Below are 13717 nucleotides of genomic sequence, written 5' to 3'. Positions count from 1 at the left end.
ATGACCTGAAACGTATTCAGGATCATATACCGGCTTTTTTTTTATGGAAACCCATGTTATTTATGAAATCATCGGTTATACGGCATCCGTACTGATTGCCGTCTCGCTGATGATGAGCGCGATCATCCGGCTCAGGATTATCAACCTGATCGGTGCCGCCACCTTTTGTCTCTACGGAATCCTGATAGGCGCCACCCCCGTCGCCGCCATGAATGGATTTATCGTCCTGATCAACATCTACTATCTGAGCAGGATGCTGGGCGACAAGGAGTATTTCCAGCTTCTTAAAGTCGGCAGCAATGGTGAGTACATTAAAGCGTTCATCCGGTTTTACCGGGAAGAGATTCGGAAATTTCAACCGGAGTTTCAGGACGACCTGCAGGAGCAGGACCGCTGTATTTTTGTGCTCAGGAACATGGTGCCTGCCGGGCTGCTGGTGACCCGTCCGGGTGAAGCGGGGCTGCATACGGTGGTGCTGGATTTCGTGATCCCCAACTACCGGGATTTCAAAATCGGAACATTCCTCTTCGAGGATAACCGGGGCTATCTGAAGGAACAGGGGATTGACAGGCTCGTGGCTCATGGCTCAACTCCGGAACACCGCAATTATCTGGAGAAAGCGGGATTCGTCGCGTCGTCCGACGGCCAGGATCGCTACGAGTGGAGAGCCTGACTCTCCTTCCGGGAGAGGGGAGTTTCGCGATTGCGCCTTCCATTAGATCCGCCAATAGGTGGACTGCCTGACTCTCCTGCCGGGGGAAAGGTTGATGAGAGACGTGCCTTTTACCGCGGTCGGATTCTGCTCCGGATGCTGGTGTAAACGAGATACCCGATTGTTACCAGCAGCGCGGCCGAAGCGACCGTCAGGCCGATGATCAGAAAACCGGTATCGATGGATGTGGCATCCACCATCGGCTGGGTGAGGATGGGTGACAGAAACTGTCCCAGGAAAACCGCAGACGTAAGTGTGCCTGAAAGCCTGCCCCTGAGATGCGCCGGCGCCTCCGAAAGCATCCATACGTTGCTATTGGGCATCAGCAGTCCGGATCCGAATCCACCCAGTACCATGCCTGCAAAAATCTCGTGGTAACTGCCGGCAAAGGAGATGAGGATATATCCGGTGCCGAGCAGAAAAAAGCAAAGCAGATAGATGGAAGCATAGCTCATACGCACCAGAAACCGCTGGTAATTCAGGGCAACGATTGCGCCGGTGAGCACAAAGGAGGCCAGGGCAAAGCCGATGGCGGTGTTGCTCACATCGCCGAAGCTGTTGATAAAAAAAGGCATGTGAACCGGGATCATGTAGAAAATGGCCATGCCGGCGAAAGCCGATCCGATAATCAGGGTGATGATCCCTTTGGGAAACGATGTGGGGGAGGGGGGCGGCGATGTGTCCGGTGTGCCCCTCGGCTCAGGCGGCTCACTGTCGCTGCCGCGATTCACTGGCGGTTCGGTGATGATCAGGGCGATGGCGGGCAGCAGTAAAAACGCCATGGTATATATCAGAAACGGTGCGCGCCAGCTGATGTCGGCGAGCACTCCGCTTGCGGAGATGAACACGACACCTCCGAACGCCATAAATGCGCTTTGCAGTCCGGCGAAATACTGCCGTTCGTCGCCGCTGTAATAATCGCCGATGAGTGTGATACAGACGGTCATCACCCCTGCCACAGACATGCCAAGCATCGCCCGGCTGATCAGGATGGCGGTGAGGGAGTCAAGCCACAAACCGGCCGAACCGGAGATGCCATACAGCAGTGTCGCCATCAAGAGTATGTTCTTGCGACCGTGGCGATCCACAAGATATCCGCACAACGTGGAGAACAATACAATAAACAGGGCGGGCATGGTCAGAATCAGGCGGGTCAGAAACGCCGCATTGGGCGTATCGGCAAACACCTCGCTCATCAGGGGCAGAACGGGGCCGATTGTGGCGCCCGACATCACCGTCAGTGTACTGGCAAGCAGTATGACAATTTTCTTTGGAATGGTGCTGTGGCTTTATGTTTGATAATGGCTGTTACCAATGCGCTCCCGGGATCAGCAGGGTTCGAACAGCGGACTTCTGTAAGCTGTGGCGGCTTCTGTGCCGACATAACCGCCATAGTTTAGGTGCCCGGCTGAAATATCGCAATACGAAAAACAAGGTGTTTCATCTGTTTAAAAAATTTGATTGCACTTCGTGATCTTCGGTTCATCTTTTAAAAATTTAGATTACATGGACACGTGCAATTCCATGACCGGTTTTAGTCATGTGCCTGTGTGTCCTGATGCCAGCCCGGTCATGATCATAGCACTTCGTAACCGTCGGTTCAGCATTTTAAATTTTTGATTACATGGACACGTGCAATTCCATGACCGGTTTTAGTCATGCGCCTGTGTGTCCTGATGCCAGCCCGGTCATGATCATAGCACTTCGTAACCGTCGGTTCAGCATTTTAAATTTTTGATTACATGGACACGTGCAATTCCATGACCGGTTTTAGTCATGTGCCTGTGTGTCCTGATGCCAGCCCGGTCATGATCATTTCATCAAGTTCACCAAGCCAGCACAAAAGATTTCCGACCGGCGAACCGCACGAGGCGCTTGAGGGATGGATGGGGTTGATTGGGGCGCAATCATGGCAATTCATGTGCAAATAAAGAAGTTATTTAAATTATTATGATAATGTTTATCTTGCAATAGACGGTGTCTATATCCAATGAATATGTTGTCTGGCTGAGGGGTTCTTGTCCTGATGTGCAGCGGATGGGGCGACAGCCAGGGCGCCATGCCGTTTTCCACCAGAAACGTTACTGAGATTATGAATTTTCAGCAGCTGACCTACATTATTGCCATTGACCGGTTTCGTCATTTTGCCAGGGCGGCGGAGCATTGCCACGTAACGCAGCCCACCCTCAGTACGATGGTGAACCGTCTTGAGGAGGAGCTCGGGGTGAAAATATTTGATCGCAGCCGGTCTCCCGTAATGCCAACGGAAACCGGCAAACGAATCATTGCCCAGGCCCGTCGTATCCGGGAGGAGGTAGAACATATGCAGCGCCTTGCGGGTGAGATGTCCGACCAGGTAGAAGGAGAACTCCGGATCGGGGTGATTCCTACCGTTGCCCCGTATCTGCTGCCGCTCTTTCTGCCGGATTTACTGGCCGGTTATCCCGGGCTGCGGGTCACCATCAATGAACTGACGACCAGCGAGACCATCGCCCGGCTGAAATCAAACATGATTGATGCCGGGATACTGGCAACGCCACTGGGGCAGGACTCCATCCGCGAACTTCCGCTCTACAACGAACCGTTTGTGGTCTACCGTGGCAAAGGTCTGCAGCCCATCGGAGAAAAATATATCACCCCGAACGAACTGGATCCGGACAATCTGTGGCTCCTTGAGGAGGGGCACTGCCTGCGCAGCCAGATCGCGAAGCTGTGTGAACTCAGAAAGCACAAGAAAACGCCAAACAACCTGGTTTATGAAGCCGGAAGCATTGATTCACTGAAACGGCTGGTGGATGCCAATGACGGGATCACCATACTGCCGGAACTGTCCGTTCGTGATTTTTCCCAACAGGAACTTGCATCGGTCCAATACTTCAGGGAGCCGCTGCCGGCACGACAGATCAGCATTGTCACCTACCGGCATCACCTGAAAGAACAGATTGTAGACGTTCTCAAGGAAGAGATCCAAAAGAAGGTGAGTCCGTTGCTCGCCGGTGACCGGGCGATGGAGATACTGGAAGTCTGATCCCGGCTTTTCAGGGAGCATAATCTGGTGGCAATTTCCATTTTCTATTGTGAGGAATCCGCCAAAATGATATCTTTGCTCTGCAGTTGACGGACTGCCTGTTTCGGATGCCGTCAGGCCGGGCCACTATGAAGTTACGCAAGTATCGGATGTATGCCCGGGACGCTGCAAACCGGGTCCTTAGCTCAGTTGGTTAGAGCGCCAGCTCGACAAGCTGGAAGTCACTGGTTCGAATCCAGTAGGACCCACGAAATCATGTTGAAGTTTTTGCAAAAATCGGCTCTCATGCAAAATGGGATCGATTTTTTTGCTATATGGGGGTTGGTAAATGCAAGGGGTTTTGAGGTGCCTCAAATTTTTTATCCCCCCTTATTCCCCCCCGACTGTTTTTTTTAAAAAAAACAGTCGCTCTGCATTTGGCAGGTTTTGGCTTCTCCGCATCAGGCAGATTGTACCTTTTTACGAAGGCCGTCCGGGTTATCGTGCAGGTATATTTCGGTTATGGTCAATGAGCCGTGCCTTAGTAGCTCTTGAACGTCACGGACCGGCAGGTTCCTTTCGTGCAGCCACGATAACCTGACTCATTGCACGGCACATTTACCCAAGCTCAACCGGACCCGAAGCATCGTCTCCCTCATACCATTTGATTTCAACTTCCAGTTTATGCTGGATGCCTTTTTTCTGCTTTTTCTTGTCCTCTACCTCTATTTCTACGGTTACATCGCCGGGCAGCTCTAGCAGAACCTCTTCGCTGCCCTGTTTGAGAGTCAGTTTGCCCGCTTCAATCTTGTCGGCAAGCTGACGCAGGAAAACAGCCGCTTCTTCACGGGATTTACGCTCTTTGCTCTTAAAACGGAGATCTTCATTTCTCATAACAACTGAAATACTTTTCGTTATTTTGGGGTAATGTATTATTGCTCAGCCGCCTCTTCGCCTGCTCTGCCGTGCGGATTGTGACAGACAGAAGCCGCGACATCACTTCATGTACACTCACTAACACAAATCAGGCAAAGAACGGTTCCTTCGCAGATTCGGTGTCGGATTTTCCGTCTTTGTCGGAATTCCGCCAAAGCAGAGGTGTGCCAGGTTGCGATCTGAGCATGACACATTCCGGACCGGTACTTTTTATCGCACCAGGCTCCGGATGACAAAAAACGAAATACTTTAATTACAACAGAGCTCAGATATGAACCATCAGGATCGGGCAGGAACCGGAATCAGCGGCCTCGACAAGGCGATCGACTACCTTCGTCTGGGCGATAATGTGGTCTGGCAGGTCGATTCGGTATTCGACTACCAAAAACTGATCGAACCTTTTGTCAGGCAAACGCATAACGACAAACGTCGGCTCGTGTATGTCCGGTTCGGCTCTCATGCCCCGCTTCTGGACCATCATCCTGACATCACCGAATATGATGTCGATCCCGGTAAGGGCTTTGAACATTTCGCCGGAGCCATCCACCAAATGATGGAGCGGGAAGGGAGGAAGACGTTCTATGTTTTCGATTGCCTGACCGATTTGCTCGCAAACTGGCACTCCGACCTTATGATCGGTAACTTTTTTAAAGTGACCTGCCCCTATCTGTTTGATCTGGACACGATCGCATATTTCGCCCTCAGACGAAATATGCACACAAACAGCTGTATCGCGGGTATCCGGGAGACCACCCAGTTGCTGCTTGATGTCTACCATGTCCGGGGCAACCGCTATATCCACCCGCTCAAGGTGTGGCAGCGTTATTCGCCAACCATGTTTTTTCCCCATCTGATCCGGGGGGAGGAGGCGGTCAGCGTTACCTCCAGCGCCGAAGCAGCCGGACTTTTTTCGGGTATTCCCCGCCCGGAGGAACGTCTCGATAACTGGGATGTGATTTTCCGGCAGGCCAGGGAAGTACTCGAACAGAACGAGGAGCAGCACCAGGCCGTAAAAAGAAAGTTGCTGCGGATGCTCGTTGGGCAGGAGTCGGCGATGTTCGATTTGTGCGACCGCTATTTTTCGCTGGCCGACCTGATCGCCGTCGCCTCGAGGGAAATCGGCAGCGGCTTCATCGGTGGAAAAAGCGTCGGCATGCTGCTGGCCAGAAAAATTCTGGAAACGGAGGATGAGGCACGTTTTGCTCCGTTCATGGAACCTCACGATTCGTTCTACGTCGGGTCGGATGTCTTCTATACCTATGTGGTCCGAAACGGCTGGTGGAAACTCAGGACTCAGCAGAAAACGGATGAGGGTTACTTCTCGCTTGCCCCGGATTTCAGGGACAAACTGCTGTCGGGCACCTTTCCCCCCGAAATCCGTGAAGAGTTTCTTCAGATGCTGGAATATTTCGGCCAATCGCCGATCATCGTCCGTTCCAGTTCGCTGCTGGAAGACAATTTCGGAAATGCGTTCGCCGGCAAGTACGAGAGCGTGTTTTGCGCCAATCAGGGTTCGATTGAAGAGCGCTATGAGGCATTTGAATCGGCCATCAGAACCGTCTATGCCAGCACCATGAACCGTGACGCCCTGATGTACCGGAAGAACCGCGGACTCTCCGACAAGGACGAACAGATGGCCGTACTCGTACAGCGCGTTTCCGGCGACCGCTACGATGACCTCTTTTTCCCGCATGTCGCCGGAGTCGGGAACTCCTCCAACCTGTATGTCTGGGACAAAAACATCGATATGGAGGCGGGAATGCTCAGGCTGGTATTCGGACTCGGTACCCGAGCGGTCGACAGAACCGTCAGCGACTACGCCAGACTGGTTACCCTCGACAGGCCAAAGCGGCTTCCGCCCATGTACTCCGATGAGCAGCAGAAGTTTGCGCAACGCCAGGTGGATGCCGTCTCTCTTTCGGAAAATGCCTTTGTCACCAGAGACTGGCAATCGCTTGGCACCCTTGACCTGCGCGCCGACAAGGCGCTATTCGCCACCATCGACTACCAGACGGAGCAGCGGATGCGCAGCCTTGGGCAACGGAACTATACCGCGCCATACCTGCTGGACTTTCAGGGCCTGCTTGAAAGCAGCCCGTTTCCCGGATTCATGAGAGATATGCTGGCATTGTTGTCCAAGGTCTATGAGTATCCTGTGGATGTGGAGTTTACCGCAAACTTCACCGAAGAGGGGGCGTTCAAGGTGAACCTGGTCCAGTGCCGCCCGCTTCAGACCCGCGGACTGGGACGCGCCGTGTCCATGCCCGAACAAACCGCCGATGAAACATGCCTGATCCGGCAGACAGGCAACTTCATGGGGGGCAATGTACACCTTCCCATAGACCATGTGGTTTACGTGGATCCGCAGGCCTACAGGGAGAGGCGGGAACAGGACAAGTTTGCCGTGGCCAGGCAAATCGGAAAAATCAACGCGCTGCTCCGCAACAGCAGTGCCATGCTTGTGGGTCCGGGTAGATGGGGAACCACGACCGCTTCCCTGGGAGTGCCGGTCCATTTTTCCGAACTGAGCCACATGTCGGTGATCTGTGAAGTGTCTTCAACTGCTGCCGGCTTCATGCCGGAATTGTCGTATGGCAGCCACTTTTTCCAGGATCTTGTGGAAACCGGAATTTTCTATATCGCTGTTTTCGACGGCAGGCAGGATGTGATCTTCAATCCCGAAATAATCCACTCACGGGATAATCTGCTCACAGAGCTCCTTCCCGAAGCCGGTAGTTTTTCAGATGTAATTCATGTGGCACGTACCGAGGGGTTGCAGATCTACTCCGATGTGATGACGCAACAGGTTGTTTGCCGGTGATGACGAAAGGCTGTCGCCGGACCAATTCAGGGCGGCAGCTCAATCCACCCGTAACTGCAGGCCGGCTGCCCGTGATGGCAGTATCAATTCCATCCACCCCGCCGGTTAAAGCCGTGTCGTTATACGGTGGCAATACCGTTAAACCGCAGTCACGACTCAGATGTCGCGATGATGCATCAGAACGGTACCCTGACTGTTTTGCAGGAATGTGACAATAACATATCCGTCACGAACCGCCATCGGCCGTGTGTACTCGCCGCTGGAGAGGTTTCGTACCGCTTCTGTGACATTTTTCGGGTACCGGTTAACTGGAAAGGTATCCAGTATCCGGGCTTCCATGGAGTCGGAGCCGGTTTGCCCGATATAGGTCATTACGCTATGGAATGACGCTCCGTCTTCAAGCTGCTGATACAAAGCTGCAGCCAGATCCTCCGTTTCTGCCCAAAGCAATCCGACTTTTGCCGCCGGTCCCCACAGCTCAGATGGCCCGGGAACCCCGGCAGGGGACTCGATGCGAACGGCTATCCTGCTCTTGAACAGATACTCGGACTTGCCGGCCGGGGGCTTGGTAAAAGTCCATTTCCGCAGGGAGTCCACTGCCGCACGGTCCCACACCGCATCGCCGCTTGTATTGAGCAGTCGAAGGTTGGTCACTTCCCCTTCCTCATTCAATAAAAACAGTACTTCAAGATTGATTTGTCCCTGGCTTTCATCACCTGTATGGGCAGGCAGCATGGTCTTGTGCAATACACGAACCGCATCCGGTTGTGTAGCGCATCCTGCCGCAATCAGGCAGGCAATCACGGAAAGCAACACGTAATGGCAATGGATGGTACCCTTAATTGACATATCATCACCATGGTATTAAATATTAAAATTTTTTATATAACCCCTTGTCAATCAATAATAAAATCCTAATTTATACAACGTCTGAGAAAAATCTAAAGTATTGCCCGACGGTATACCTGCTTATCCGGGAGGGGAAAATGCCGGTAACATTATTCAATGTCTGACGGTATGGCAGGTTGTACAAACTGGGAAATAATCGAGGAATCGGTTCAAATGGACTATGGCAGCAGCCTGCATCAACCTGGGATGGATTTAAGCCATGCGCTTATCTTTTGAGATGTGCCATATATGCTGTCATCACGGACCGGAATCCTCTGTCGGGAATCGGGGAAAGAGAAGTTTTTCATCGGCCGGAATACAAAACAAGAACATTGAGAAAATGCCAGTTCTTCAAGATGAGATTATTTACAACCTGCTGCATGTGATGCACGGGATAGAAAAGCTGGACGACTCTCTGCTGTACGTAATCCGGGAAATCGGTTTGTTGTTTGATGTGGAGGCAGCCGAGGCGTGGCTGGTTCATTACTCCGGCGAGGATCTGGGTGTACGGGCCCGCTGGATCAACGATGCCATTGAAGCGAAGGCGGCCTGCGATCTGCCTGAAAAACTGCAACTGGGAACGGGGCTTCCCGGCCTGGTATTGGAGCGACAGACCACGCAGTTCACCCAGAACTTGACTGCTTCTGAGTATGCCGGCTGCAAAGACCGCTTTCCCGCCGATAAGGAGCTCTCGGCAGTGGCTTTTCCCGTTGAGGTGGATGAAAAGATGGTCGCCGTATTTGTATTGTATCGGCCAGACCCATTTCCGGATACCGAAGAAATCCATCAGTTGTTTCGGAAAATCTCCCTGCAGGCGGGCATCGATATACAGCGTAAACAGGCCACCCACCAGATGAACAGCTTCTTCAACGGATCTCCTGACCTGCTGGGCATCATGACCGAAGAGGGCCGGTTTATCAAAGTAAACCCGTCTTTTTGCAAACTTCTGAATTATTCGGAAGAGGAGCTGACCTCCGGACCGTTTTCTGAATTCATCCATCCTGATGATGTGGATGATGCCGCACAGACTTTTGAAAGCATAAAAAACGGATTGAAAAACATCAGTACCCAGCTGCGTGTGCGAACCAGGGAAGGAATCTGGAAATGGATTGTTTGGCACCCCTCGGAGTGGATTGTTGAGGAGGGGGTGATCTATACCATCGGACGCGATGTGACGGCGATGAAACAGACCCGGCTTGATCTGCTTAAGTTCAAGAATGTCATAGAAATGTCTAACGACGGGATTGCCATTTATACGCTGGAAGACAGGCAGTGGTACGTCAATGAGGCGATTGTTGATATGGTGGGCTACCGTTCGGAGGAAGTCACCCGCCTCGGTGGAATTTTCGAGCTCTATACCGACAAAAACCTCAAGGATATCATCCCCAGAATGCTTTTTTCCGGAAATTACTGGCAAGGCGATATCGCATTGAATACGCGCGACGGGAAAACGGTCGACCTGTACCTCAGCGCCGGCCCGGTTTTCAACAACCTGAATGAGCTTATAGCGGTGTATGCCATCCATACCGACATCAGTGAGCACCGTCAGGCCCAGCAGAAAATCCGTGAGTCATTGCGGGAGAAGGAAATGCTCTTGTCGGAGATCCATCACCGCGTTCAAAACAACCTCGCGGTCGTCTCCAGCATGTTGCAGCTTCAGGCGCTGCAGGAAGACCAGCAGGTGGTTAATGAAAAGCTGCTGGAAAGCTCCCTGCGTATTAAAACCATTGCCTCCATTCACGAACACCTTTACCAGTCGGACAGCTTCTCGAAAATCGATTTCAAGAAAAATATCGCCGCCCAGATTGCCGGAATTGTGGAAACCATTGCCTCGGAATCCGATATTACCGTCTCGTTCGATTGCATCGACCTGGATCTTAACATCAACCAGGCCATAACCACTTCGCTGATTGTCAATGAAGTGGTGACGAATATCGTAAAACACGCGTTCCGTGACCGTGAAGAGGGACATATCCACGTATCACTCGGCAAAGAGGGCGATCGGGTAATGCTCGAAATCCGTGACAACGGCCAGGGGGTGCCCGGCAAGGAACAGCTTGAAAACAGTTTTGAGCAGAGCCTGGGCCTGCACATGATCAATCTGCTCTCAAAACAGCTCGAGGCCACCTATCGCTATACCTCCGGCCGGGAGAACAGCTTCTCCCTGACGTTCGATAAAACGGACAAAAAAAAGGGGATCGGCAGTGCGGATCTCTTCTGATCGGCATACCGAACGCGAGGCGAAATCACATTCAAAGAGGAGAGACCGGGCATTGCTGAATCAGGCACTTTTCGGGTTCAATGGGGTTGGAATGATACGTATCTTACCTGTGTTTTTTTTGGCGTCTCCCGGATGTGACCAATGCCGCTCCGTGACCCGTTTTTTAATAATTATTTCTTTGCTGATTGTTACTTTATGAATCCCCTTTTTGAAAGAGAATTGTTCGAATTTCGTCACAACAGCCCCGGCCCATCCGATGTCGAGGAGATGCTGCAAGCTGTGGGCTGCAAATCCCTCGATGAACTCATCCGCCAGACGGTACCGGAGTCAATTCGCATTTCCAAACCAATGGACCTGCCGGATCCGCTCAGCGAACACCATTTTATCAAGGAGTTCCGCGCTATCGCATCCCGCAACAACGTGTTCCGGAATTTTATCGGTACAGGGTACTACGAAACCGTAACCCCTCCGGTGATTCAGCGCAATATCCTGGAAAATCCCGGATGGTATACCTCCTATACACCCTACCAGGCCGAAATATCACAGGGACGGCTGGAGGCGCTCATCAATTTTCAGACCATGGTCATAGACCTTACCGGTATGGAAATCGCCAATGCATCCCTGCTGGACGAGGCCACGGCGGCGGCCGAAGCGATGACCATGCTCAGGGATACCCGCAAGGGGACCCGGCGTGAGGGAAGCCGTTTTTTTGTTTCCAGCAACTGCTATCCCCAGACCATCGATGTGCTGAGAACCAGAGCCGAACCACTGGGAATTGAACTGGTGGTTGATGAGCCGTCCAGGCTGGATGTCTCCGACGAAACCCTGTTCGGTATCCTGCTTCAATATCCGGATAACGACGGTGCCGTACGTGATATCGGTCCGTTGATAGCGGCAGCCTCCGAAAACGGTATCGGTACAGCCGTGGCTGCCGATCTGCTGAGCCTTGCCCTGTTTACACCGCCGGGTGAGATGGGAGCCGATGTAGTGGTCGGGACGACCCAGCGCTTCGGCATCCCGCTCGGGTTCGGGGGGCCCCATGCCGCCTTCTTCGCCACCAGGGATGCGTTCAAGCGCAAGGTGCCGGGACGCATCATCGGGGTGTCTGTCGACAAGGAGGGCCGGCCTGCCTACCGGATGGCGTTGCAAACCCGCGAACAGCACATCCGCAGGGAGAAAGCCACATCGAATATCTGTACCTCACAAGTGCTTCTGGCGGTGATGGCCGGCGCCTATGCCGTGTATCATGGTCCGGATGGCCTTCGCCGGATCGCTTCACGCATTCACTCCCTGGCGCGGCTTGCCGATCTGGGCTTCAGGGAGATGGGACTGCGCCAGGCCAACGATCGCTATTTCGATACGCTCAAGGTGCTTCTCGATACTCCGGAAGAGCAGGAGAGGGTCAGGGTGGAAGCCGAAAAGCGATCGATCAACCTGCGCTATTTCCCGGAACCTGCGGTGGGTGTCTCGTTTGACCAGGCCAAGGAGCCGGAGGATGTGGCGGAGATTCTGGCCGTATTTGCAAGTGCCTGCGGAAAAACCGCCCCGGATACCGCCCGCCTGCAGAATGAGGTGGCGCTGTACCTTCCGGATTCACTTAAGCGGACTTCCCGCTACCTCAGCCATCCGGTTTTCAACAGCTATCACAGCGAACACGAGATGCTGCGATATCTGAAACGACTTGAAAACCGGGATTTGTCGCTGACCCATTCCATGATATCGCTCGGTTCCTGCACCATGAAACTGAACGCGACCACGGAGATGCTGCCGGTCAGCTGGCCCGAACTGTCCGACATCCATCCGTTCGCCCCGCAGGATCAAACCCGGGGTTACCGGCAGCTGATTCGTGAGCTCTCCGGCTGGCTCTGCGAAATCACCGGCTTTCAGGCCGTATCCATGCAGCCCAATTCGGGCGCTCAGGGAGAGTTCGCCGGCCTGCTGACCATACGCGGCTACCACCAGACAAGGGGCGAGGGGCATCGCGATGTGGCCATTATCCCGTCATCCGCCCATGGAACCAATCCCGCCAGCGCGGTGATGGCGGGCATGCAGGTGGTTATTACCAAATGCGACGACCAGGGCAATATCGACCTGTCGGATCTTCGCGAGAAGGTGGAACAACACAAGGATCGCCTGGCGGCTCTTATGGTGACCTACCCCTCCACCCACGGGGTTTTTGAAGAGGATATTCGCGAAGTTTGTGACCTGATTCACGCCCATGGCGGTCAAGTGTACCTCGACGGTGCCAATATGAACGCGCAGGTCGGACTCACCTCGCCCGCCAAAATCGGCGCCGACGTTTGCCATCTGAACCTCCACAAAACGTTTTGTATCCCGCATGGCGGCGGTGGTCCGGGTGTGGGCCCTATTGGTGTCGCCGAACACCTCGTCCCGCACCTGCCCGGACACATAGCCCTCCCCGAGAGCAACGGGGCGGTGGCCTCGGCACCGTTCGGAAGCCCGCTCATCCTGGCCATCTCCTATGCCTACATCCGGATGATGGGAGCCGAAGGCCTGACCAACGCGACCCGCCTCGCCATTCTGAATGCCAATTACATTAAAGAGCGGCTGAAGGACCACTATAAACCGCTTTATGTGGGCAGAAACGGCCGCGTCGGTCACGAGATGATTATCGAGTTCCGGGACTTCAAAAGCAGCACCGGCATTGATGCAATCGATGTGGCCAAACGACTGATGGATTATGGCTACCATGCGCCTACGGTCTCCTTCCCGGTTGCCGGGACCATGATGATCGAACCAACCGAAAGCGAAAACAAAGCGGAGCTGGACCGTTTCTGCGATGCCATGATCTCCATCCGGAAGGAAATTGCAAGCATTGCGAAGGGCTCGCTGGATAAGGAAGACAACCCGCTTCGCAACGCGCCGCATACCGCGTCGATGGTGACGGCCGACCACTGGGACCACAGCTACAGCCGCAGGGAGGCGGCCTATCCTCTCGAATGGATCGGGCAGAACAAGTTCTGGGTATCTGTGACCAGAATCGATGATGTTTACGGTGACCGGAATCTGGTGTGCAGCTGTCCGGATACCTCCGAATACGCCTGACGCATGCAGCAGAAATGATCCGGGTCGCAGTTCTGCCTGACGCGCTGCAAGATGCACAAGTACGGC

At 53.5% G+C, this 13717-nt stretch carries 8 protein-coding genes and 1 tRNA gene; 6 read left to right on the top strand and 3 right to left on the bottom strand.

Going from position 1 to position 13717, the window contains the following annotated elements; translation table 11 throughout:
• The first annotated feature begins 43 nt into the window (after window positions 1-43).
• Window positions 44-673 carry a hypothetical protein gene (locus QA596_00175; GenBank protein ID MDG5765858.1) on the top strand — a complete coding sequence of 210 codons (630 nt, stop codon included), beginning with the start codon at window positions 44-46 and terminating at the stop codon, window positions 671-673.
• A gap of 110 nt (window positions 674-783) precedes the next feature.
• On the opposite strand, the gene QA596_00170 is transcribed toward QA596_00175, so the two are convergent.
• Complete coding sequence (locus QA596_00170; GenBank protein ID MDG5765857.1) at window positions 784-1968, bottom strand: MFS transporter; 1185 nt, start codon at window positions 1966-1968, stop codon at window positions 784-786.
• A gap of 836 nt (window positions 1969-2804) precedes the next feature.
• Between QA596_00170 and QA596_00165 the strand changes: the two genes are divergently transcribed.
• Together QA596_00165 and QA596_00160 are read left to right on the top strand one after the other, a co-directional pair.
• Window positions 2805-3740: a LysR substrate-binding domain-containing protein gene (locus QA596_00165; protein MDG5765856.1), complete on the top strand. Its 936-nt coding sequence runs from the start codon at window positions 2805-2807 to the stop codon at window positions 3738-3740.
• A gap of 174 nt (window positions 3741-3914) precedes the next feature.
• Window positions 3915-3988: transfer RNA gene (locus tag QA596_00160), tRNA-Val, on the top strand.
• Between the two features lie 349 nt (window positions 3989-4337).
• Here QA596_00160 and QA596_00155 read toward each other — a convergent pair.
• Complete coding sequence (locus QA596_00155) at window positions 4338-4613, bottom strand: amphi-Trp domain-containing protein (protein ID MDG5765855.1); 276 nt, start codon at window positions 4611-4613, stop codon at window positions 4338-4340.
• Between the two features lie 313 nt (window positions 4614-4926).
• Here QA596_00155 and QA596_00150 point away from each other — a divergent pair, with 313 nt between their 5' ends.
• Window positions 4927-7476, top strand: a complete 2550-nt coding sequence (locus tag QA596_00150; protein ID MDG5765854.1) for a PEP/pyruvate-binding domain-containing protein — start codon at window positions 4927-4929, stop codon at window positions 7474-7476.
• Between the two features lie 156 nt (window positions 7477-7632).
• Here QA596_00150 and QA596_00145 read toward each other — a convergent pair whose 3' ends face one another.
• Window positions 7633-8325, bottom strand: coding sequence for a TonB family protein (locus QA596_00145; protein MDG5765853.1), 693 nt, complete (start codon window positions 8323-8325; stop codon window positions 7633-7635).
• Window positions 8326-8704: 379 nt separating this feature from the next.
• Between QA596_00145 and QA596_00140 the strand changes: the two genes are divergently transcribed.
• On the top strand, window positions 8705-10585 hold the full coding sequence (locus QA596_00140; GenBank protein MDG5765852.1) for a PAS domain S-box protein: 1881 nt from the start codon (window positions 8705-8707) through the stop codon (window positions 10583-10585).
• Between the two features lie 195 nt (window positions 10586-10780).
• Entirely contained in the window at window positions 10781-13651 is a 2871-nt protein-coding gene (gene gcvP / locus QA596_00135) for an aminomethyl-transferring glycine dehydrogenase (GenBank protein MDG5765851.1), read from the top strand.
• The last annotated feature ends 66 nt before the right edge of the window (window positions 13652-13717 follow it).

The organism is Balneolales bacterium ANBcel1 (assembly GCA_029688905.1).
In the GTDB taxonomy this organism is placed as follows: Bacteria; Bacteroidota; Rhodothermia; order Balneolales; family Natronogracilivirgulaceae; genus SLLW01.
Note: the sequence above shows the minus strand (reverse complement) of the source record. Positions and strands in the feature narration are given on the sequence as shown.